Below are 22,589 nucleotides of genomic sequence, written 5' to 3' on the forward strand. Positions count from 1 at the left end.
GCTGCGCCGGTCGCAGTCGATGTCGAGTCATCCGGTGTGGCAGTGGTTTCCGGTGGTGCGGAGTCTTTCGGTGCGGCAGTGGATTGCGATGCGGCGGTGCGGCCCCGAGCTGCCGAGCCCACCGATGCGGGGGATGTCCTGCGAGGTGCGACGTCCTGGCTCATCTCATCCCTTCGGGGTCGGTCGATGGCGCGGGAGGTGGAATTCCCACTCCGTGCCGTCGTCGGTGCGCAGTTCGGCGGTGCCGCCGAGGGCGGCGATGCGGCCGAGGATGGATCGGGACACTCCCATTCTGCCCTGGGCGGCGGCCTCGGCGAGGCGGCCGTCGGGGATGCCGGGACCGTCGTCGCGGACCGACAGGATCACCGCGTCGCCGGTATCCTCCAGCAGGACATAGGCTTTCGCGGCGGACCCGGCGTGCAGCGCGGTGTTGGACAGGGCGGCGGCGACCACGGCGGCCAGTTCCGCGGCGGCCGCGCGGGGGACCGGCACCGGATCCGCGGGGGCGGAGACCGAGACCGAGGGGGATGCCTGGGCGGTCAGCAGGGGACGCAGATCCTGGTCGGCGGCAGGGGAATCCGGGACGTCGGGCACGGGTGCGCTCTGCTCGGACAGCAGCACCCGCAGCGCCACTTCCTGTTCGGCGGCACGCAGCGCCAATTCGGCTGTGGGGCCGCCTATTTCACTGCCGCGACGTTTGATGTAGCTGAGTACCTGCAACACTCCGTCGTGCACCTCGCGGGCGAGTCGCTCGCGCTCGCGGGCGGCCGCGGTGAGCAGGGCCGCGCGCTGCAGCTGACGGTGTGCGCGGCGAGCGGTATCGGCCGCAAGGCCCAGCGCCAATCCGACCGAGACCAGCATCGGCGCGGTCGCGTCGGACCACAGATCCAATTCCCATTGCGCGCGAACGACGATGCTCACCGCCGAGATCAGCACACCCGACAGCACTCCGCCCACCGGACCCGTCGCGATCGCCGCGGAGATCACCGCGTTGGCCGCCCACAACGTCGTCGGCACGGTCTGATGTCCGTGGAACCAGGCGTAATCGGCGACCAGGCGGGTGGCGGCCATCAGCGCGATCACCACCAGGTGATCCCCGATCACCACCGTCGTGCGCACCCGCGGCGAGGTGCTGATCCGCCACTGCGACAACAGCATCGCCGATACGACCGACCAGAGCACGAGCAGTCCGATCAGGACCCAGCTCAGTCCGGGATGACGGTAATACGGCGCCGACGCGATCTCCTGGCCGATCGCATAGAGCGCCGTGACCAGGCGGAATGCCTGCGCCGCACGCCACAGCGGCGCGGTCGCGCCGGTAACCGCCGTGCCCATCAGACGCACCCGTCAGCGTGCATCCCCGGTCCCCGGGGTCGCGCCGGAGTCGGTCTCGCTGGACTCTGTCCTGCCCGAGGCGGATTCGCTGGAGTCGGTTTCGTCGACGCCGGACTTGCCGAACTCGGGTTCGTTCTCCTCGTCATCGCGCTCGTCCGAATCAGCTTCGCGCGCATCGGGATCGGGCAGGCGGTACCGATCCGGATCGGGGTCGTCGGGCCGGGCGTGGAACATCGGCTGTCGCTCCGTACCGCTGTTGAGCTCGTGATACAGCTCCTCGGAACTGCCCGAGAGCAGCGAGTGGATCGCGGTGTTCATCACCGCGGCGAACGGCACCGCCAGCAGACCGCCGACCAGCCCGTACAACACCACACCCGCGGTGATCGCGAGCACGACCGCGAGCGGATGTATCCGCACCGCGCGCCCGAGCAGCAACGGTTGCAGCACATGGCTTTCCAACTGCATCACCGCGATCGTGATACCCAGCACGATCAATGCCGTGACCAGGCCCTTGGTCATCAGCGCCAGGAACACCGCGATGGAACCGGCCAGCAGCGAACCGATGATCGGGATGAACGCGCCGATGAACACCAGGGTGCCCAGCGGCAGCGCCAGCGGCACACCGAGAATGGCCAGGCCGGTGCCGATGCCGATCGCGTCCACCGCGGCCACCGCGACGGTCGCGCGCACGAATCCGACCAGCGTCCCGAAACCGAGCCGCCCGGCCGTGCGCACCCGTTCGCGCTGCGGCGTCGGCACCACCCGGGTGACGAATTCCCAGATCTGATTGCCGCCGTAGAGGAAGAAGATCAGGATGAACAACGTCAGGAAGGTGCCGGTGAGGAATTCGCCGATCGCGGCCGCGGTGGTCAGCGCGCCGTTGGTCAGCGAATCCTGGTTGCGCTCGAGCGTTTTCACGATGGTGTCGCCCGCGTTGCGGATCTGGTCGTTGCTCAGGTGCAGCGGGCCGTTGATCAGCCAGTCCTGAATGGATTGGACGCTGGTCTTGAATTCGTTGGCCAGCTGCGGAACACCGGTGACGAACTGCTCGATGACGAAGGTGAACACCCCGGCGATCACCCCGAGCGAGCCGACCAGCGAGACGAACACCCCGATCGAGCGCGGCAACCCCAGGCGTTGCAGCAGATCCACCAGCGGCACCAGCAGCGCCGCCGCGAGCAGGGCGATCGCGATCGGGATGACCACGGTGGCCAGTCGCCGGGACAGATAGCCGATGACCACGACGGCCAGCACGATCACCAGCAACCGCCAGCACCATTCGGCGCTCACCCGGACGAACGGATGCACCGAGTCGGCCGCGACCCGTCGGCCGGTCCCGCCGCCGGGCGCTCCGGAGTCCCGCGCATCGGATCTGTCCCGGCCCGAACCAACGTGAGTCACGCGGCCGAGCCTAACCGTCGCGCTCGCCGCGGGCACGTGCGCGCACCGACCTCGTCCCGGCATCCGCCCAGGACGCGCGGGCGAAAAGAGTCACACAGCGCCCCGCACATCAGGGATTGCCCTGATGTGCGGAGCCTGTGACGTCGGTAGCCTCGATGTCATGGCTGGTGAAACGGTTTCCGCCGGGCCGGTTCCCGAGACCGGGGGTGCGGCGGGCGATCGGGATCTGCGGGTCTCGGACGCGGAACGCGAACATGTCGGGATGCTGCTGCAGCGGGCGGTCGGGCTGGGGATGCTCTCCCTCGGCGAGTTCACCGAGCGGATGGATACCGCGCTGGCGGCCAAGACCCGCGGGGAACTCAACGCGGTACTGATCGATCTGCCGGGGGTGCGACTGGTCGGGCAGCCCGATCAGCCCGATCCGGCGGGGCGGGCGACGCCGTCGTACGCGAAGGCTCCGGGGCCGGCGGCGACCTCGTCGGCGACCATCCGGTCGCGGATCTCCTCGGTGAACCGCAGGGGCGCGTGGCACGTCCCGCCGACGATGTACCTGAACAACTACTGCTCCAGCGTGAGTCTGGATTTCACGCAGGCGGTGATGTCCACGCAGGTGGTGGAGCTGCGCATGGACGATTTCTGTAGTTCGCTGACCTTGATCCTGCCCGGTGCGGCCACCGTCGACGTGGACGGACTGGAGTTGATCGGGTCCAGTGTGAACAACAAGGTGCGCACCGGGCCGCCGATCGGGCCGCTGCACGTGGTCGTGCACGGTCGGCTGCGGTTCGGTTCGGTGACCGCCAAACAGCCCCTCGCGGTGCAGTGGCGTCGGCTGATGTCGGGGTTCTGACCGGCTGGCGGGCCCGGCGGGTATCGTCACGGCCATGGTGCAGCGTGTCGCGGCCGAACCGGACCCGTATTTCCGAGCCGGTCGAGGTGAGCCCGTACTGCTGCTGCACGGACTGCTGCTCACCTGGCAGTCCTGGGGCGCGGTGATCGACGAATTATCCGGTGATCACGAGGTTTTCGCGCCGACCCTGCCCGGCCACTGGGGCGGCCCTGCGGTGTCCGGGCCCGCGACCTTCACGGCGCTGGCCGATTTCGCGGAGTCCGTCATGGACGAAAAGGGCTGGCCGACAGCGCATCTGGTGGGTAATTCGCTCGGCGGCTGGCTGGCCCTGGAACTGGCGGCGCGAGGCCGGGCGCGCTCGGTCGTCGCCATCGCGCCCGGCGGACTGTGGGATGCGGATGTACCGGTCACCCAGCAGCTGATCCGCAAGTACCGGGCGTTCGGCCCGGTCCTCGGCGTCGGCGCGGGCGCGTCGGCCCCGGCCATGGTGCGCAGCCTGGTGATTCCGCTGCTGGCGCACCGCCCGGCCGCGGTCCCGCACGCCCTGGCCACCGCCTGCGCCGCTGCCCCCGCACACTGCCACGTCGTCGACGACCTGGCCGAAGACTCCACTCTCGCAAGCGGATTCACCGGCCTCGCCGATATCCAGGCCCCGGTCACGGTCCTGCTCTGCGAACACGATCGCCTTCTCCCGCCCCGGTTCCACGGCCGCGGCGCAGCCGCCCCCGGCGTCGAATCACGCACCCTCCCCGGCGTCGGCCACGTCCCCATGCTCGAAGCGCCGGACCTGGTCAGCGCCGAAATCCGTGCGGCCATAGCCCGCGCCACGCCACATCATTAGGGCGAGCGGCGTGGGTGCCGCCGCTGTCTCATCCGCGAATGCCGCACGTGGCGCGCTCATTCGTGGTGGATCAGGATTCGCGCACCTGGCGGGTAGGCCCATCTCGGAGCAACGGCCTGTTTACGCCGGATGGCATAAGTGCGACACACCAACCCTCGCCCGGCTCGGCGACCGCCCGCCTGATCGATTCGAGATTGGTGACGCCGATCTGCGTTGCTCGGGGTCGTGATCGGCAAGATGTGCCGACCGAGGATCACGGCAGGGTTGTGCCCGTACCGAATCTCCACTGTGGTCCGGCGGTCTCGCGAATCTCGCTGCCGACATGCACTGTCGAAACCGGATGCCCTGTGCGGCAGGGCATCCGGCCGAACTTCGTGCTCACTCGCGGTTCTGGCGGCGGAGCAGTTCGTTCACGCTGACCGTGCGGTTGCTGCCGCCGTGGTGTTTGCCCTCTTCGGTGTCGCCGGGCTGGCCGGGGCGCTGGCGGGAGGAGCGCAGGTCGGCCATCCACTGTTCGATACTGCTGCGGCTGGCCTCCTGGCGGGGGTCGGCCGGGTCGGGGCGGGTTGCCGGGGTCGGCGTGGTCTGCGCCTCGCCCGCGTCGCCGCCCGGCGAGACGGCGGATTCGGCCTCGGTCTCGGAACCGTCCTGATCGTGCGACAGATAACGATGGGCGCGGTCGGCCGGATGCGGCGGCACCGCGGACTGTTTCGGGCGTGGCGGCAGGATGCGCGGAGTCGGGTTGACCGGATCGGCCGCCGCATCCCGCGCCGCGCCGGATTCCGACTGGTCCGACATCCCCGAACCCGGCGGCACCGGCGGACGCGGCAGATTGCGCGGCGGCGAGACCTCGGGGGGCCGCGGCCTCGCCTCGGAGGCGGGCGGCGGAGTGACACCCGGCAGATTCAGCGAGGACTGCGGCGGCGTCGACTCACTCGCCGGGGAAGCGGCGTCGCCGTCGCCGGATTCCTGCGAGTCGGGCCGCTGCAGCACGCCCGGCGGCGGCAGGATGCGCGACCTCGGCGACTTCGGCGACTTCGATTTCTTCGACTCCTCCGCGTCCGGCGAGTCCAGCCGCTCGGTCGGCGCTTCCGGATCGGCGTGCCGGATGAACCTGGCGCGCTTGGGTTTACGACCCGGCTTGGCCGGTGTGCCGTCCGGCATCATCGGGATCTGCATGGTCACCGGATCGGTGACGGGCGTGGTCTTGACCAGGTCGACCACCTCACCGCCGCCGGGACGCTCGTCGTCCAGAATCGGCTCGCCCAGACCGATCTTCGCCTGGATCCGCTTCATCCACGCCGGAGCCCACCAGCAGTCGTCGCCGAGCAGTTTCATGGTGGCCGGCACCAGCAGCATGCGCAGCACGGTGGCGTCGATCAGCAGCGCCGCGACCATGCCGTACGCGATGTACTGCATCATCACCAGGTCGGAGAAGGCGAACGCACCCGTCACCACGAGCAGGATCAGCGCGGCGGCGGTGATGATCCGGCCGGTCTGCGCGGTACCGCTGCGCACCGCCTCGGTGGTGCTCGCACCCTTCGAACGGGCCTCGACCATGCGAGAGAGCAGGAACACCTCGTAGTCGGTGGACAGGCCGTAGATGATCGCGATGATCAGCACGAGTACCGGCGACATGATCGGCTGTGGTGTGAAATTCATCAGCCCGGCCCCGTGGCCGTCGATGAAGATCCAGGTCAGGATGCCCAGCGTCGAGCCGAGACCCAGTGCGCTCATCAGCGCGGCCTTGATCGGCAGCACGAGCGAGCCGAAGGTCAGGAACATCAGCAGCGTGGTGACGAAGACGACCAGCACGATCATCAGCGGCATCCGGTTCAGCAGCGCGTCGACGCTGTCCTTCTGCATCGCGGGCGTCCCGCCGATGTACACGTCCACGCCGTCGGGCACACTCATCGACCGCAGATAGTCGATGGTCGGGTTGGCGTTGTCCGAATCGGTCAGCGTGGTGGAGGTCTTCCAGACGTCCGATCCGGTCGGCGGCTGTCCGGGAATCGCGAACTGCCCGACCAGCCCGGGAGCCTGATCCGCCTGCTGCAGAATCGAATAGATCTTCGTGGAGTCCTGGGTGACGATCACCAGGTTGATCGGATCGGTGCGCCGGGTCGGGAACAGCTGATCGAATTCCTGCTGCGCCACGCGAGTCGGATTGTCCGGCGGCAGATAGGTTTCGCTGATCCCGCCGAACGACAGATTCTTCACCGGAATGATCAGCAGCAGCAGCACGATGCACAGTGGAACGGCCACCTTCAGCGGATGCTTCATCACCCACTGCGTACTGCGGCCCCAGAAGCCGTTCTCGATCTCCTCGGTGGTCTTGGTCTTGCGGAACCACTTGAGCCCCAGCATGTCCACGCGCGGACCGAGGATGCCCAGAATGGCGGGCAGAATCGTCAGCGAGGCGACCGCGGCCAGCGCGACCGTCGCGATCGTGCCGTAGGCGACCGATTTCAGGAAGCCCTGCGGGAACAGCAGCATGCTCGCACTGGCCGCGATGATCATCGTCGCGGAGAACGCGACGGTGCGTCCGGCGGTCATGACCGAGCGCCGCACGGCCGCGCGGGTGTCGTATCCGTCGGCCAGCTCCTCTCGGAACCGGCTCACGATGAACAATCCGTAGTCGATCGCCAGACCCAGCCCGATCATCGACACCACCGCGCCCACGAACGAGTTCACCTCGGTGAACTTCGTGATGCCCATCACGATGCCGTTGGCGCTGATGACCGTCAGACCACCCACGATCAGCGGCAGCGCGGCCGCGACGACGCCGCCGAAGATGAAGAACAGCAGCACGGCCACGCCCGGGATCGCCAGGATCTCCATGCGCCGCTGGTCCGAGGCGATGGTGTCGTTCAGCGTGCCCGAGACCGCCTGCAGACCGGCGACCTGAGTATTCACCCCGGGAACGTCGAACGAGTCCTTGACGTCCCGGAAGTTGTTCATCGTCGAGGTGTCGTCGTCGCCCTTGAGTTCGATGGCGGCGAAGGCGACCTTGCGGTCCTTGGAGACGGTGACCGCGGACGAGTACTGGGCCGCGCCCGGCACGTTCCACGGCGAGATGTAGACCTTGTCGATCTGATCCGGATGCTGCTTGGGCAGATTGGTCAGATTCTCGATGATCGGCTTGTTGAACGACGCGTCGTCGACGGTCTTCCCGTCCGGCGCGGTGTACAGCACGATGACGTCACCGGTGTGGTCGCGGCCGTACGTCGAGTCCAGCAGCTCGGCCGCCTGGGTCGACTCGGAGCCGGGATCGTCCCACCCGCTGGAGCTGAGATGTTTGCTCAAACTGAGGCCGAAAGCGCCCAGGCCGAGCAGTGCGCCCACCACCACGACCAGTACGACAAAGCGGAATCGGTAGACCAAATCGCCCCAGCGGGTGAACACTTAAGCGACTCCTTGCGCGGGGCGGGAGGTGAGCAGTGCGGACAGCGGCCGGAAGGGCTGCAGCCAGGCTCCCTCGTCGGGCAACGACTCGAGGCTGACCCGGGGAAGTGGTTCGCGGAACACTCCCGGGATGTCCTCTAGGTCGATGAACTCGAGGATATCGGACGTCACCGCCCAACTCGCATGCTCGCGGAATCCGAGCACCTGCACCGGCACGCCGCCTGCGGCGATCTCCTCGAGAGGTTCGCGGAACGCCTGTCCGTCGGCGGAAGCGACCATGATCCCGGCCAGGCCCGCGCCGCGGCGGCGTAATTCGATGTGCGCCAACATATCGCTGTCGACGTCGGAATCCTCGTCGATCTTCGGTTTGGCGAAGACCGCGTAACCGACGTTGCGCAACGCCTCCACCCACGGCCGCACCACATCGGCCGTGCCGGGGGCGATATTGGTGAACACCGTCGCCTCGGCCTCGACCCGGCCGGTACCGCCGACGGAGAGTTCGGCGGTGCGGGCGAGCAGCCAGCGGCCCAGCGCGTCGAAGCGCGGCCGGTACGCCGCGGTGGGACGCCCGCCCAGGATCGCGCCCAGGCCCATGTCGAGATTCGGCGCGTCCCAGACCAGCAGCACCCGCCGCACGTCGGTACCGCTGCCCTGCGGCGCCGAGCCGGCCCCGGAGCTCGCCGTGGACGGGGCCGGCTCGCCGCCGGAGGGAGTGCTCGGCACCATCTCGGGGACGTCCATCACGTCGTGGTCCATCTCACCGACCGTCATGACAGCGCATCACCGACGGTGGAAATGGCTGAGCTAACTGTTCGCTCGCTTCGCACGCTCATGATCCGATCTTCCCCCAAATCAGCTCGGTGATGGCGCTTCCGGCCCGATGCGCCTTGCTTTCGAATTTCGTCACGGGCCGGTCGAAGCCTATCGGGGCATCCTGCGCGAAGCGGTCGCGATCGCCGCCCGCGGCCTCGTTGAGGCCGATGAGCTGCGGTTCCGCCGCACCCACCTCTGCGATGTGCTCGGCGTAACCGGCATGGTCGGTCGCGACGTGCAGAACACCGCCGGGGCGCAGGCGACTCGCGATGAGCGTCATGGTGGTCGGCTGCAGCAGGCGGCGCTTGTGGTGGCGAGCCTTGGGCCAGGGGTCCGGGAAGAACACCCGGACTCCGGTGAGCGAATCCTTGGCAATCATGTGTTCGAGAACGTCCACCGCATCGCCGCGCAACAACCGGATGTTCTCGATGTTCTCCCGTTCGACGCGCTGCACCAATTGCGCCAGGCCCGGCTTGTAGACCTCGATGCCGATCAGGTCGAACTGCGGTTCGGCCTGGGCCATCGCGGCGGTCGCGGTGCCGGTCCCGCAGCCGATCTCGATGATCAGCGGGGCGTGTCTGCCGAACCAGGCGGGTGCGTCGAGCAGGTCGTCCGAGACGTCGCGGCCGATTCGAGGCCACATCCGCGCCCAGGATTGCTGCTGCGTAGCGGTGAGCGCGCCGCGACGCGAGCGGAAGCTGGTGACCCGGGGGTGCAGGCGCGAGCCCGTCGGGTGGCCCGGTCCGGTGGTCCCCGCGGTGGCCGGGGCCGGTGCGCTGCCCGCACGGCCGACCGCCGTCGATGCCGTGGACCGCGGCCCGGGGACCGGCTCTGCAGTGTGGTTCGCGGCGTCGTTCACGGCGTCCATTGTCCAGTATCGGATGATCAGCACAGCAGGCGACCGCGCAACCCTTCCCGGACGTTCGATCAGGCCGCCAGCGTGCGGGTCGGCCTGGGCGGCGGGCCCGACTCGCCGCGCAACGGTCGTCCCAGCGCGACTCGCGTTGCGGTGAGCGTCATTTCGAGCAGTCCGCGCCAGCTCGACGAATCGGTCACCACCGACCAGACCGTGCGGGTGCTCGGCTCGGGGACCGGACGTCCGGCGATCCGATCGGCGAGCCAGTCCAGGGTCAGCGGAGTGGCCAGGGGCAGCAGGGTGAAATGTTCGCTGAGCCGGTCGCGCAGGTAGGTGACGTTCGCGCCGCCGCGGCGGTAGCGCGCCACTTGCTCGTCTATCGCGCGGACATTGATGACCTGGTCGTTCACCGGCTGGATCATCAGCATCGGGCAGTTCGGGACGTTGCCGCCCAGGCGCAGGTCGTCGAACATCGCGCGCATCTGCGGCTCGGCCAGCACCTCCGCCAGCGGGCGGCCGAGGTAATCGCCCACGTCGCGTCCGGTGAGGCGGGACAGCGCCAGGATCGGCGCGGAGCGGGCGGCCACGTCCAGCAGGCGGCGGCCCTCGGCGTTCAATTCGGTGTCCAGGAGTTCGTCCAGCGCCGGGTAGAGGCGGCGCAGCGCGGCGATCATGATCGGCGGGAATCCGGCGAAGCGTCCGCCGTTGAGCCCGACGAACACCTCTGCGGGATCGCCGACCGGCGCGCCGAGCACCGCGCCGACGATATCGAGTTCGGGTGCGTAGACCGGCGCCATCTCGACCAGCCAGGACCCGGCCATGCCGCCGCCGGAATAGCCCCACACCGCGACCGGGGTCCGCGCGTGCAGGCCCAGCGGGGCGAAGTGCAGTGCGGCGCGGATGCCGTCCAGGGAGCGGTAGCCGGGTTCGCGCGGTGCGCCGAAATTACCGTGCGGGCCCTCGTGATCGGCGATGCTGACCGCCCAGCCGCGCCGCAGCGCACCCGCGACCAGCAGCCATTCCAGCTGGGTGATCGAACCGGGCGCGACCGCGCCCAGTCGCAGGGCGTACGACGGCGCACACTGTTCGGCGGTCGCGTCGATCGCCGATTCGAAGGCCAGCAGCGGCCGCTCGACGTGCGGATCCGCGCCGTCGGGCAGCAGGACCGTCGTGATCGCGGCCTCGGGGTCGCCGTGCATATCGGTGCTGCGGTAGAGCAGCTGCCAGGCCGAGACCCGCTGCGGGACCAGGCCGAACAACCCGATCCGCACCGCGCGGCTGCGCAGGATGGCGCCGGGTGCGTAGCGGGTGAGGTCGGTGGGCGGGACGAGGAACGGATCCTGCGACGGCAGCAGCGGACGTGCCGCGTCGATCGTTTCCCGGACGCCGGACATCGCGTCGACCCGTCCGATGACGTCTTCGATGACGGTCATCGCAACCTCCTCACTGAGCCTGTGACCAGGCCGTTACCCACACCCGCCCGAACGAACCGGCGCTCGGGCACAGCCTTGCCCCACGTCGACGATATGGCCGACGGCCTCAGCGTATGCGACCGGGCATTGGCCCGAAAACCTCACAACACCCGAATTGTGCTGTCTCTCAATGAAACACCCGCCATCCGAGGCTGATTCCTGATTGCGCTCTGTGATCAATGACACAACATGCCCAGGTCCGCGGTCCGCAATCGGAGTCCGTGTGCCGCGGTATCGCGCCGATTTCGGGTCGATGCCGGCATGTGATGTATTCGAGATCTTACCGAGATGGTTGGCGGACCAGGTCCTCGGGTTTCGGGTTGGGCGGATCCGCCGCACCCCGTGCTCGGATCCGCACTCTTTTCGTGGCTCGCGAGCAGGTCGTTGTCGCGGCGTCGGGTGCGGCTGGGAGCGTGTGGTTGACGGGGTGGGATTCAGGTTCGATATTCGGCGGGGTAGATACGGTGGTCCGTGCCGACAATCCGGGTGAGTTCTGCGAGAATTGCCCGCCGGAAGGGGGTAGTACCGTGCCGACAGACTCCGCGGCAACCGGGCTGGTCGCCGAACAGGGCGGACCCGCACCGGCACTCGACCAGTTGATCGCGAATCTGCGCACGGGGCCGGGCACCGATCCGAGGGTGGCCGAACAGGTCGCCGCCGCCGCGGGCATGTGGCGGCGTCCGGTGCGCATTCAGGTCACGGGCCGCGCCGGTGCGGGCAAGTCCACCCTGCTGCAGGCGCTGGCGCTGATATCGGCGGAGGAGACCACGCCGGTGGACGAGCCGGGCCGCCCGGATCCGGTACTCGACGCAGATCTGCTGGTCTACGTGCTGTCCTCGGCCTTGCAGCCGGGGGATCGCGCGGTGCTGGCCCGGTTGCCGCGCGATCGGACCGTCGTGGTGCTGAACAAGGCCGATGCCGTCGGTTCGCGCTGGGGCGATGCGGTGGCCGCGGTGGACCAGTGCGCCTACGAGATGGGCATGGCGACCCTGCCCGTGGTCTCCGAACTGGCCGTGCGGACCAGATCCGGCACACCGTCGCAGGAGGATCTGACCATACTGCGGCGCCACGCCGCGACGACCGATCCGTCCTTCACACTGACCGCGGAACTGTTCTGCTCCCCGGATTTCGGGCCCGATGTCGCCGACCGCGAGACCGTGCTCGCGCACTGGGGCCTGTTCGGGGTGTCGACCGCGATGTCGGCGCTGCAACGCGATCCGGATCTGGGCCCGCAGACGATCCGGCAGATACTTCACGCGGTCAGCGGAATCGACGCCGTCCACGCCCTGCTGCACCGCCGCTACGAGCGGTCCGCCGAGCGGCGCGGCGGCGAATTCCTCGACGAGCTGGCCCGCCTGGCCGCTCGGGCCGGCGGGCCGGGCGCGGGCCGGGCCCGGGACCTGATCGAGGACTATCTGGCCGGTGACGAGGCCCTGTGGACCGGTCTGCGGGCCGGACTGGCCTGCCCGGAGGTCGTCCATCTGGCCGCGGGCTATCCGTCGCCGTATCCCGCCGACGCCGATGACGCGATCGCCCGCGCCCAGCGCTGGCGCGCGGTGGTGTCCAGCGATATGCCCGCCGCGGCCCGCCGTGCGGCGCTGCGCGCGCACAACGGATACGTCCGGTTGTTCGAGCGGATGAGCAGTGCCGGACTCTGACCCGTCCACCGGTTCCGCCCCGACAACGCTCTCGCCGGAAGTGCGGGCGGTGCTCGGGCGCTGGAATCCGCAGGGCGCGGCATTGCTGCGGGCCGCGAGCGGCCCCGCGGACGCCGGTTCCGACACCGTGCTGCCCGCCCCCGAGGCGGTCGCGCTGATCGGCCCCGCCGACGCCAGCACCCTCCTGCTGCGCACCGAACTGGCCCGTTTCGAACCGCGCGTCGTCCTGACCGACCCGATGGCGGATCCCGGCGCCGCGCCCGAGGTGGCGCTACTGCTGCTGGACGCGGGCGCCGCACTCGGCGCGAGCACGCTGAACGTGGTATCCCGACTGCGTTCCAGCGGCACCCGGACCCTGTTCGCCATGAACAACACGCACGCCTACCCGGACTGGCGCGTGGTGCTGGACCGCAACACCGCCCTGCTGACCCCGGTGTTCGGCGGTGATCCGGCCATCGTGCCGGTCTCGGCCCGGTTGTCCGTCGCCGCGCGCCAGTCCGGCGACGCCGCCCTGCTGGACCGGTCCGGTCTGGGCGTCCTGCACGCCCGGCTGACCGCGGCCGCGGGTGCGGACGGCGGACCGGACCGCTTGGCCGCGGTCCTGAACCGGGTGCTGGCCGACACTCGCCGGCGCATCGTCGGCCAGTCCGCCGAGCTGAACTCCGGGGCCGAGGTCGCCCGCCTGCGCGAGGAACGCGCGACGCTGCTGGCCGCGCGCGACGGCGGCCGCACCCAGGCCATGGCCGCCCTGCGCAACCGCATGCACCTGGCGCGGATGGATCTGCTGCACGACGTCGGCGCCCGCATCCGCGCGCTGAACACCGCGGCCCGGTCCGACCTCGACCGCCTCGGCCGCCGCGCCACAAAGGCCTACCCGGCCGATCTACAGCAGTCGGTCGATCAGCTGACCGTCGAGCTCGACGCCGTCCTGGCCCACCGCCTCGCCGATCTGTCCCGGCAGCTCGAGGCCGTGACCGGTCCCACACCCGGCGGGCCCGCCCGTCCGCCGGTGCCGCGCACCGATCCGCCGCCGCGGCTGGGCCCGGATCCCGAACCCCGGCATCGCGGTGTGGAGGACCACCTGATGATCGCGCTGGGAGCCTCGGGCGGATTCGGTCTGGGCCGTCTGGCGGTCGCGCCGTTGACGCTGGTCCCGGCGCTGAACTATGCGACGATCCCGGTCACTCTGTTGCTCGGGGCGGCCGTGGCCTACTGGGTGGTGCGCGCTCGCGGTCATATCGCCGATCGCGCGCATATGCGGCAATGGATCTCCGATGCTCTGGTGAACGTCAAGGCCCAACTCGAGCAACGGGTGTCCACCGCCCTGGTCGAGGCCGAATCGCAACTTACCGATCAGGCGGTCCGCGCGACGACCGCGCGCGTGGTCGAAACGGATCGACGCGTCGCGGAATTGGAGTCGCGAGTGCGTGAGCTGAATTCTCGCCAGCCCGCACAACTGGCCGCCTGCCGACGCGATCTGCAGATCCTCGATTCCGCTCTCACGCAGTGATGACGAACGCGGCCAACGCAGTTGATCTTCTCGTCGCCGTGAGTTCGCTGTAATCTCGGCCATAACTCCTGGGCCTGCATATTTCTCGGAAACAGACGTTTCGTGATATTCCTCGCGGCCGCGGTTGACGAACATGTAGTTCGGGTACCGAGTGAGGAACCCCATTCCGTACTCACCGTCACATCGCGTTAACCTCTTTATCAAGGAACATCGGCATCCGCTCCCTCCTCATATGCCGCCCCTGAAGTCGGCGAGACGGAACGGGTGCCTACCGCCAATGGTGGCCGTTCCGGTGTCGTGAGCTGTTCCGGCTGCTCGCTCACAACACCACCGGCCGCCCATCTCAGGAGAGTTTTCATGACCTCAGTGACCATTCCCGGTCTTCGCGGATCCGATGGCACCGCACCTACCGAGCACGCGGGGTTGCTCGCCTGGGTCGGGGAGGTCGCAGAACTCACCCAGCCCGATCGAGTGGTGTGGGCGAACGGCTCCGACGAGGAGTGGGACGTGCTGACCGCCCAGCTCGTCGAGGCCGGCACGTTCCAGCGGCTCAACGACGCGAAGAAGCCCAACTCCTTCTTGGCGCTGTCGGATCCCTCCGACGTCGCGCGGGTGGAGTCGCGCACGTTCATCTGTTCGCGCACCGAGGCCGAGGCGGGCCCGACCAACAACTGGGTCGATCCGGTCGAGATGCGCAAGACCATGACCGAGCTGTACCGCGGTTCGATGAAGGGCCGCACCATGTACGTGGTGCCGTTCTGCATGGGTCCGCTGGGCGCCGAGGATCCGAAACTGGGTGTGGAGATCACCGATTCGGAGTACGTCGTGGTCTCGATGCGCGTGATGACCCGCATGGGCACGGCCGCGCTGGAGAAGCTGGGCACGGACAAGCCGTTCGTCAAGGCCCTGCACTCGGTCGGCGCGCCGCTGGCCGACGGTCAGGCCGACGTCCCGTGGCCGTGCAACGACACCAAGTACATCACCCACTTCCCCGAGGACCGCGAGATCTGGTCGTACGGTTCGGGTTACGGCGGCAACGCCCTGCTGGGCAAGAAGTGTTACTCGCTGCGTATCGCCTCGGCGATGGCCCACGACGAGGGCTGGCTGGCCGAGCACATGCTGATCCTCAAGCTGATCTCGCCGGAGAACAAGAACTACTACATCGCGGCCGCGTTCCCGAGCGCCTGCGGTAAGACCAACCTCGCGATGCTGCAGCCGACCGTGCCGGGCTGGCGCGCGGAGACCCTGGGCGACGACATCGCCTGGATGCGTTTCGGCGAGGACGGCCGCCTGTACGCGGTCAACCCGGAGTTCGGTTTCTTCGGTGTCGCCCCCGGCACCAACCGCAGCTCCAACCCGAACGCCATGGAAACCCTGCAGGCCGGAAACACCGTCTACACCAACGTCGCGCTGACCGACGACCACGACGTCTGGTGGGAGGGCCTCGAGGGCGAGCCCGATCACCTGATCGACTGGAAGGGTAACGACTGGTTCCTGCGGGAGACCGAAACCCTTGCCGCGCATCCGAATTCGCGTTACTGCACGCCGATGTCGCAGTGCCCCACGCTGGCTCCGGAATGGGACGACCCGCAGGGCGTGCCGATTTCGGCGATCCTGTTCGGCGGCCGTCGCAAGACCACCATCCCCCTGGTGACCGAATCCTTCGACTGGCAGCACGGCGTGTTCATGGGCGCGACCATGTCCTCGGAGCAGACCGCCGCCGCCGAGGGCAAGGTCGGCAACGTGCGTCGCGATCCGATGGCGATGCTGCCGTTCATGGGCTACCACGTCGGTGACTACATGAACCACTGGATCAACCTGGGCAAGAACGCCGATGCCGCCAAGTTGCCGAAGATCTTCTACGTCAACTGGTTCCGTCGCGGCGAGGACGGCCGCTTCCTGTGGCCCGGCTTCGGCGAGAACTCGCGCGTGCTGGAGTGGATCGTCAACCGCATCGAGGGCAAGGCCGGGGCCGAGTCGACCGCGGTCGGCCACGTGCCCACCGCCGCGCATCTCGACCTCGACGGTCTGAATGTGGATCCGGCCGACGTCGACGCGTCGCTGAAGGTCGATCTGGACGAGTGGCGTCGGGAGATTCCGCTCATCGAGGAGTGGTTCGAGTTCGTCGGCGATAAGTTGCCGTCCGGTGTGCGTGACGAATTCGAGGCGCTCAAAGAGCGCCTGGGCTGAGTCCGGCGCGAAATACGTTCCGCCCGTAGCGTCTTACCGACGCTGCGGGCGGTTTTTCGTGTACCAGTACGCCTCTCGCGAGCTGCGCGCCCAGCGGAGTGAGTTTTTTCGCACGATGTGTCCGGTCCGGATGGGTATGAAACGGACTTCGGTGCCTTATTCTTGAATGTGTTCTACATCTCATGTCCGACCGGTTCGATTGCGGGAAATTAACTAATCGGCTGAACTGAATGCCTCGCCGTCTCGGCGGATCATTTCCGTCCCACGTCGGCGCAGGCCGATCATGGAGGTGCATGGGCATGGCCGAGTTGGAGTTCGATTCGCCCGTCGTTCCGCGGGCGCCCGAGTTCGAGTTGCCGACTGCGAGTACGCCGATGCGCCGAGCCGCGCGGCAATTGCAGGCGGCACTGCCGGACGGGTGGGAGGTCGAGGTCGTGGACGCCCCCCGTCGGCCGGGGCAGGTTCCGGCGGCGATGTTGCGAGTGCAGACGCCGAAGTGATGTTCATGCGTCACAGCGATCACGCTGGTTACCCTCAGGCGTCCCGAGTCTCGAAACCCGACCTGCCGGTTCGCTTTTCGTAGAACGCACTATTGCGTTTGGCCCTGCGACGGAGCATGCTGATAGCTAGCTGCTTTGGCCGATTTTTCAGATGCAATTGCAGGGGAGTCCGAGTCGTGGCGGTGCAAGTAGTCGGTAGATCGTTGATGACCAGTGATCAGACGCCGCACCAGGCAAGATCCGTGGGAACCGGCGGGTGGGTCGTATCGTTCCTGCCCGGCCGGACGCTGACGCTCGAACAGGCGACGGCCGCGCTGCAGGCCGCCGAGGCGGTTGCCGCGGTGCGCGAGTTGTCCGGCTCGGTGGGGCTGACGCCGCTGGAGACGGTGGGGTTGGCCATCCAGGAACCGCCGTGGAACGAATTCCCGCAGGCGGCGGGGCGCAGGTTCTGGCGTCGCGGGTGAATGCCCCGGCAACCTTCGCTCGGCCGAGGTCACCGCTTGACGGCGACCACCACCAGGTTGCTGACCAGTAGTTCCCGGATGCCCGGTACGCGGACCAGCCACCAGGCCCAGCGCGGGTGATAGCGCGGGAACGTGGCCAGAATGTCCGCGCGTTCGCTCGCATGCGCCGCCCAGCGCAGGCCGTCGGCGGCGCGCACCGCGAACAGTGAGGTTCCGAAGCGGTTCTTCGGCTCGTGGCCGGTGCGACGCCGATATCTGCGGGCCGCGTACTCCCCGCCCAGATAGTGCCAGGGACCGGTCTCGTGCCCGCCGAACGGACCCGCCCACACGGTGTAGGACAGCATCATCAGACCGCCCGGTCTGGTCACCCGCAGCATCTCCTCGGCCATCCGCCACGGGTGCGGAACATGTTCGGCCACATTGGATGACAGGCAGATGTCCACCGCGTCGTCGCGGAACGGCAGCGCCATCCCCGAACCCCGGACCGCGCCACGCACATTCAGGCCCGCGGCGTGCATCTCGGTCGGATCGGGTTCGACCGGAAGGTAGCGCGCGCCCGCCGCGGTGAACTCGTCGGCGAAATAGCCGGGTCCGCCGCCGACGTCGAGTACCGTCGCGCCGGTCAGCGAACAGCCGGTGAGATCGCGATAGAAGTCGGCGATCAGCTCGGCGGTGTCGACGGCGAGCCCGCCGTAGAACAGCGCCGGATCGGTCTGCTCGAATCGGAAACTGCCCAGCAAACGCAGGGATCGGCGCAATGTTGCGCGCCGGGCGAAGCTCGGGGATTCCCGTCGGCCGAATGCGGCGGCCCGGAGGGCGAGTGACGCCGTGGCACGGTGGGGGACAGCGGCGGTGGCGCGGCGTTCGGGGATGGGACGCGGCCCGGTTCGGTCGGCTCGAAGCATGGCGTGCCAAGTTTTCCACAGTGATCCCTCAGACCCGAGACCGGATCCTGCCGCTAGGGTGGAGCGGATTGTCACCTCATCCGTTCCGAGAACCACTTGGAGTGTGCAGTGCTCGACCCCGGACCTCGCGGGCCGTCCGCGGCGACTCGAGCTGCCGAATCCAGGGCCGACACGAGTGCGGTGACGCCCGGGCCTGCCGCAGCGGGGTCGGCTGCTGATTCCGAGGCTGCGGTGAGTTCGGGTATGCCCGATTCCGGATCCCGTGGGCCGTTCGGGACCATGCGGGCTGCCGCGCCTCCGTTCGATGCGAGTTTCGCGGCCCCCGAGATCAGCTCCCGTGAGCAGCTCGGGGTGGCGCAAGTTGTTGTCCCGGTAGCGGATTCGAGTTCCGGTCTGTCCGGTCCCGGGCGCCGTGTGATGACGCGAGCCGTCGCATCCGGTGCCGTCGCGAGTCCCGGGGCCGGGCTGCCGCCTGCCGATGCGACCGACGGCGTGCGGGAGGTGCTGCTGCTGTGCTGGCGGGATACCGGGCATCCGCAGGGGGGCGGGAGTGAGCGGTATCTCGAGCAGGTGGGGGCGGAACTTGCCGCTCGGGGGGTCAAAGTGACGTTGCGGACCGCGCGGTATCCGGGCGCGGCGCGGCGGGAGCGGGTCGACGGGATCGAGATCAGCCGGGCCGGTGGGCGTTACACGGTTTATCCGCGGGCGCTGGCGGCGATGTTGCTCGGACGGTTGGGGCTCGGGCCGTTGCGCGATGTGCGGCCGGATGCGGTGATCGACACGCAGAACGGCATCCCCTTCTTCGCCCGGGCCGTGACGCGCGCGCCCGCGGTGGTGCTGGTGCATCACGGGCATCGCGAGCAGTGGCCGGTCGCCGGGCACTGGGTCGGCCGGGTCGGCTGGTGGATCGAATCGCGGCTGTCGCCGTGGGCGCATCGGCGCAATCAGTATCTGACCGTCTCGCTGCCCTCGGCGGAGGAATTGGCCTCGCTCGGGGTGGACAGATCGCGAATCGCGGTGGTGCGCAACGGGGCCGAACCCGTCCCGGCGCAGGCGCCGACCGGTGCGGCGCAGACCCGCACGCCGCATCCGAGCATCGTGGTGCTCTCGCGGCTGGTGCCGCACAAGCAGATCGAGGATGCGCTCGCCGCGGTGGCCGCCCTGCGGACCCGGCATCCGGGGCTGCATCTGGACGTCATCGGCGGCGGCTGGTGGGCGGAGAACCTGCAAATCCGCGCGCACGAACTGGATATCGCCGGATCGGTGACCTTCCACGGTCATGTCGACGAGGCCCGCAAACACGAATTGCTCTCGCGCGCATGGGTGCACGTGCTGCCCTCGCGTAAGGAGGGCTGGGGTCTGGCGGTGATCGAGGCCGCGCAGCACGGCGTGGCCACGGTCGGATACCGCAGCTCGCGCGGGCTCACCGACTCCGTCGTGGACGGTGTGACGGGGCTGCTGGTCGATGACCCGGAGCAGTTGAGCGAGGCCGTCGGCGAACTGCTCGCCACCGCTGAGACCCGAACGGTCATGGGGGAGAAGGCTCGTGCTCGCGCTCGGGAATTCTCCTGGGAGCTGACCGCGAACGGCGTGCACGAGGTGTTGTCGGCCGCCGCTCGCGGGGAGTACGTCAGCGGCTTGGTCGCCGCGCGCGTCCGGGAATTCGAATAGGCCATCGGCCGCACGCCGCGGCCGCCACGCCTGCCAGGAGCAGCAGCGCCCAGGCCAGATGTGCGACGATCGCGATGGATCGGTGCGGGCCAGGGGATTTCGCCGGTACGTCGCGTGGATGCGGCACCCGGTACAGACTCAGATCGCGGTCGGAGTACACGGCGGTCAACCGGTCCAGAGTCGCTCTCGAATCACCGAGCGGCCCGGGTGAGGTGTGCTCCACCAGAATCCATCCGACTCCGTGCGCCGCGAGCTCGGTCGGCGTCGCGCCGCCGAGCAACAACCGTTCCACTACTCGCGCCCGCGTACCCTCTCCTGCGACGTTGCCGCCCCGCACCGGCAGCTCGCCGGTCTGCAGCACGTCCCGCGGCAGCATCCGCGGTGCCGGATCGAGTACGGGAACCCTTCCGCTGTAAGGGAATTCGCGGAACATACCGCCGGGCAGCACCGCGACGTCCCCCGGCTCGTCCATCCGTTCGGCGACCTCGTGCCACCCGGCGGGATACCGCACCGCCCGCATCGCACCGCCCGCACCCCACGCCAGATCCGGCAGCGCTGCGATCAACAACGCAATGAACAGCGCCGCAACGAGACCGATCCCGCCGCTACCGGCTCTCGCCGCTTCGAGTCCCTCGGTGCCGTCTGCCGATTCGGGGGCGGGTGCCGAGCCGGGGCCTGCTGCCGGACCGGAATCCGCTGGCGCGCTGAGGTTTTGTGATGCGTCAGGGCCGGGAGCGTTCGTCGCGATCGGCTCGATGGCGTCGGAACGATCGGTGCCGGTGTGGTGATCGGGAGTACTCGGCTCTGTCCGTGCCGATCGGATCCTGGCGGCGATTGCGTGGCAGCCCGCGGCGGCGCACAGCGCGAAGGCGGGCATGGCGAGAGCCACGTATTTCTGTGTGTCGCGGAGTAGTCCGAAGCCGGGGATCCGGGTGACGAGGAATTGCCCGGCGTCCAACCCCCAGCCGGTCGCGCCGAGGGCCGGAAGGAGGATCGCCGCGGCCGCGAGGATCAGCAGCGCCCGCCGGGCATATCGTGTGGCGGCAGCGCCGGGTGCTGCGACGCGGCGGATCCCACCCGCCACGACGAGAAGCAGCGCCACGGTCCCCGCCAGCGCGAACAACGTTGTGCGCGAGCCGGGTACGGCCTGCGAATTCCAGATTCCGCCGAGCCCGGCCAGACTGCCGATCGTGCCGAGTCCCGGTTCGGCACGCGCCGCGAACGCCGTGATCCCCGCCGGATCCGAAGGCTCGGCCCCGGTCCCCGACAGCACGGTCGCCACCAGCCACGGCGCCGAGGCGACACACCACAACCCCAGCGCCCCAACCAGATTCCGCCGCCCGACCACCACCAACGCCACACACCCCGCCAGCAGCGCCCCGGTCGGCGTCAACCCCGCCGCCGCCAGGCAGCCCCCCAAGATCAACCAAGCCCGAACCTTCCGGCCACGCGCGCTCCCCCCGTCGCCCGTGTCGGTCCGATCGCCCGTGTCGGTCCGGTTACGCTCGGTGGCCTGGTCGTGCTCAGCCGTTCTGCCGGATGTGCCTGCTCCGCCACGCGCGCTCCCTCCGTCGCCCGCGCCCCTCCGATCGCACGTGTCGGTCCGATCGCCCGTGTCGGTCCGGTTACGCTCGGCGGCCTGGTCGTGCTCAGCCGTTCTGCTGGATGTGCTTGCTCCGCTGTGCCCGTTCGCCTCGTCGTCCCTGCTCGGCCCGACGTGCTCGCCCATCTGGTCGTGTTCGCTCGCCCCGTCGTGCGTGCTTGTCTTGTCGTGCCCGTTCGCCTCGTCTTCGCTCGTCTCATCGAGCATGTCCGCTGGACGAGCCGCGTTCGCTCTGTCGTGCGCGTTCGCTTCGCCGGGTGCGCTCTTGCCGGCCGCGTCCATCCGGTCCGGTTGTATTGCCGCCGTGGATATTTCACTTGCGCCGAACCGAATTCTCAGGGCCGCCAGTATCGTCCACGGCAGGGCGGCGTATCCGGCCAGCAGGCTCCAATGTCCCTGGAGCAGGCGTTCGGCCACGTAGGGGTTCCAGACGGCGATGGTTGCGGCCACCAGTTGCGGGCCGACCGTGACGTCGAGCAGTCGGCGGGACAGCGCGGCCGCGCCCCATCCGGCGGCCCACAGCGCGGCGACCAGGATCGCCTTCACGACGATTCCGCCGTCCACGACCGAGGAGAGCGTCGCGAGCAACCAGTCCTGCGGCACGGCCCGCGGCGCGGCGTCACCCAGACCCAGGGCCGCGTCGGTCGGATAGGACCGCGGCGTGCTCACCCCGTCCCGCAACAGCAGATAACCCGGCCCGAGCAGCGGCCCCACCACCACCAACGCCAACACCAGGCTGTACCCGGCAGGCCAGATCCGGCCCCGCCGCACCTCGCGCCCAGTCACGCTGAGCCACCCTACGTCCCCACCCCGCATCCGCCGGACCCACCCGCATTCGGCGTCGACTCGGCTCCGGCACCCGCCGAGACCGGTGCGTTCGTTCGCTACAGCATCACGATCGGCCTGAGTCCGTCTCTTCCAGCCGGAACACCGGGATTCATCCGGATTTCGACGATCACCGCACACCTGGCCGGGGCACATTGCATCCGGGTGTCGCCGGCATCGCTGCTCGCGCCGACGGCAGTACCGATCGAGTGCCAGCCGCCCGGGCCGCGAGTGTATCGGCCGGAGTCGTGGCGTCGGGCGATGCGGTCGAGATCCGCGGTCGTGGTACCAGC

At 69.0% G+C, this 22,589-nt stretch carries 16 protein-coding genes; 8 read left to right on the forward strand and 8 right to left on the reverse strand.

What is annotated here, in order from left to right; translation table 11 throughout:
• Positions 1-165: 165 nt before the first annotated feature.
• Both macS and NM2_RS25385 read right to left on the reverse strand, forming a co-directional pair.
• On the reverse strand, positions 166-1,335 hold the full coding sequence (gene macS, locus NM2_RS25380) for a MacS family sensor histidine kinase (RefSeq protein ID WP_067673560.1): 1,170 nt from the start codon (positions 1,333-1,335) through the stop codon (positions 166-168).
• A gap of 12 nt (positions 1,336-1,347) precedes the next feature.
• Positions 1,348-2,643 carry an AI-2E family transporter gene (locus NM2_RS25385; protein WP_067673638.1) on the reverse strand — a complete coding sequence of 432 codons (1,296 nt, stop codon included), beginning with the start codon at positions 2,641-2,643 and terminating at the stop codon, positions 1,348-1,350.
• Between the two features lie 253 nt (positions 2,644-2,896).
• On the opposite strand from NM2_RS25385, the gene NM2_RS25390 reads away from it, so the two are divergent.
• Together NM2_RS25390 and NM2_RS25395 are read left to right on the forward strand one after the other, a co-directional pair.
• On the forward strand, positions 2,897-3,583 hold the full coding sequence (locus NM2_RS25390; RefSeq protein ID WP_067673562.1) for a DUF1707 SHOCT-like domain-containing protein: 687 nt from the start codon (positions 2,897-2,899) through the stop codon (positions 3,581-3,583).
• Between the two features lie 34 nt (positions 3,584-3,617).
• Positions 3,618-4,424 (forward strand): alpha/beta fold hydrolase, encoded by an 807-nt coding sequence (locus tag NM2_RS25395; RefSeq protein ID WP_067673564.1) that lies wholly within the window; start codon positions 3,618-3,620, stop codon positions 4,422-4,424.
• 378 nt (positions 4,425-4,802) lie between these two features.
• Here NM2_RS25395 and NM2_RS25400 read toward each other — a convergent pair whose 3' ends face one another.
• The 4 genes from NM2_RS25400 to NM2_RS25415 all read right to left on the reverse strand — a co-directional run bounded on the left by NM2_RS25400 (position 4,803) and on the right by NM2_RS25415 (position 10,931).
• Entirely contained in the window at positions 4,803-7,829 is a 3,027-nt protein-coding gene (locus NM2_RS25400) for an MMPL family transporter (RefSeq protein WP_067673566.1), read from the reverse strand.
• On the reverse strand, positions 7,830-8,570 hold the full coding sequence (locus NM2_RS25405; RefSeq protein ID WP_067673640.1) for an NYN domain-containing protein: 741 nt from the start codon (positions 8,568-8,570) through the stop codon (positions 7,830-7,832).
• Between the two features lie 88 nt (positions 8,571-8,658).
• A complete protein-coding gene (gene trmB / locus NM2_RS25410; RefSeq protein WP_067673642.1) occupies positions 8,659-9,510 on the reverse strand; it encodes a tRNA (guanosine(46)-N7)-methyltransferase TrmB in 852 nt (283 codons plus the stop codon).
• A gap of 59 nt (positions 9,511-9,569) precedes the next feature.
• Positions 9,570-10,931, reverse strand: a complete 1,362-nt coding sequence (locus tag NM2_RS25415; protein WP_067673570.1) for a lipase family protein — start codon at positions 10,929-10,931, stop codon at positions 9,570-9,572.
• 566 nt (positions 10,932-11,497) lie between these two features.
• On the opposite strand from NM2_RS25415, the gene NM2_RS25420 reads away from it, so the two are divergent.
• From NM2_RS25420 to NM2_RS25440, 5 genes are all read left to right on the forward strand, one after another.
• Positions 11,498-12,628 carry a P-loop NTPase family protein gene (locus NM2_RS25420; RefSeq protein ID WP_067673644.1) on the forward strand — a complete coding sequence of 377 codons (1,131 nt, stop codon included), beginning with the start codon at positions 11,498-11,500 and terminating at the stop codon, positions 12,626-12,628.
• On the forward strand, positions 12,615-14,138 hold the full coding sequence (locus NM2_RS25425; RefSeq protein WP_067673572.1) for a hypothetical protein: 1,524 nt from the start codon (positions 12,615-12,617) through the stop codon (positions 14,136-14,138). The genes NM2_RS25420 and NM2_RS25425 overlap by 14 nt, the downstream gene beginning before the upstream one ends.
• A gap of 357 nt (positions 14,139-14,495) precedes the next feature.
• The gene (locus tag NM2_RS25430) at positions 14,496-16,328 is read left to right on the forward strand and encodes a phosphoenolpyruvate carboxykinase (GTP) (RefSeq protein ID WP_067673574.1); all 1,833 of its coding nucleotides are present in this window, start codon (positions 14,496-14,498) and stop codon (positions 16,326-16,328) included.
• A gap of 299 nt (positions 16,329-16,627) precedes the next feature.
• Positions 16,628-16,828, forward strand: a complete 201-nt coding sequence (locus NM2_RS25435) for a hypothetical protein (protein WP_157121302.1) — start codon at positions 16,628-16,630, stop codon at positions 16,826-16,828.
• Between the two features lie 206 nt (positions 16,829-17,034).
• Positions 17,035-17,292: a hypothetical protein gene (locus NM2_RS25440; protein ID WP_439956916.1), complete on the forward strand. Its 258-nt coding sequence runs from the start codon at positions 17,035-17,037 to the stop codon at positions 17,290-17,292.
• A 29-nt stretch (positions 17,293-17,321) separates the two neighbouring features.
• On the opposite strand, the gene NM2_RS25445 is transcribed toward NM2_RS25440, so the two are convergent.
• Positions 17,322-18,197 carry a class I SAM-dependent methyltransferase gene (locus NM2_RS25445; RefSeq protein ID WP_084531540.1) on the reverse strand — a complete coding sequence of 292 codons (876 nt, stop codon included), beginning with the start codon at positions 18,195-18,197 and terminating at the stop codon, positions 17,322-17,324.
• A gap of 492 nt (positions 18,198-18,689) precedes the next feature.
• Here NM2_RS25445 and NM2_RS25450 point away from each other — a divergent pair, with 492 nt between their 5' ends.
• Positions 18,690-19,868, forward strand: coding sequence for a glycosyltransferase family 4 protein (locus tag NM2_RS25450; RefSeq protein WP_067673648.1), 1,179 nt, complete (start codon positions 18,690-18,692; stop codon positions 19,866-19,868).
• Here the strand turns inward: NM2_RS25450 and NM2_RS51860 are convergent.
• Positions 19,828-22,257, reverse strand: coding sequence for a hypothetical protein (locus NM2_RS51860; RefSeq protein WP_067673580.1), 2,430 nt, complete (start codon positions 22,255-22,257; stop codon positions 19,828-19,830). The genes NM2_RS25450 and NM2_RS51860 overlap by 41 nt on opposite strands.
• Between the last annotated feature and the right edge of the window lie 332 nt (positions 22,258-22,589).

The organism is Nocardia miyunensis NBRC 108239 (assembly GCF_001613065.1).
Lineage (GTDB): Bacteria > Actinomycetota > Actinomycetes > Mycobacteriales > Mycobacteriaceae > Nocardia > Nocardia miyunensis.

Coding starts and splice junctions, on each gene's coding strand:
- macS (WP_067673560.1), bottom strand. CDS start 1,335: ATGGGCACGGCGGTTACCGGCGCGACCGCGCCGCTGTGGCGTGCGGCG.
- NM2_RS25390 (WP_067673562.1), top strand. CDS start 2,897: ATGGCTGGTGAAACGGTTTCCGCCGGGCCGGTTCCCGAGACCGGGGGT.
- NM2_RS25395 (WP_067673564.1), top strand. CDS start 3,618: ATGGTGCAGCGTGTCGCGGCCGAACCGGACCCGTATTTCCGAGCCGGT.
- NM2_RS25405 (WP_067673640.1), bottom strand. CDS start 8,570: ATGGACGTCCCCGAGATGGTGCCGAGCACTCCCTCCGGCGGCGAGCCG.
- trmB (WP_067673642.1), bottom strand. CDS start 9,510: ATGGACGCCGTGAACGACGCCGCGAACCACACTGCAGAGCCGGTCCCC.
- NM2_RS25415 (WP_067673570.1), bottom strand. CDS start 10,931: ATGACCGTCATCGAAGACGTCATCGGACGGGTCGACGCGATGTCCGGC.
- NM2_RS25430 (WP_067673574.1), top strand. CDS start 14,496: ATGACCTCAGTGACCATTCCCGGTCTTCGCGGATCCGATGGCACCGCA.
- NM2_RS25435 (WP_157121302.1), top strand. CDS start 16,628: ATGGCCGAGTTGGAGTTCGATTCGCCCGTCGTTCCGCGGGCGCCCGAG.
- NM2_RS25440 (WP_439956916.1), top strand. CDS start 17,035: ATGACCAGTGATCAGACGCCGCACCAGGCAAGATCCGTGGGAACCGGC.
- NM2_RS25445 (WP_084531540.1), bottom strand. CDS start 18,197: ATGCTTCGAGCCGACCGAACCGGGCCGCGTCCCATCCCCGAACGCCGC.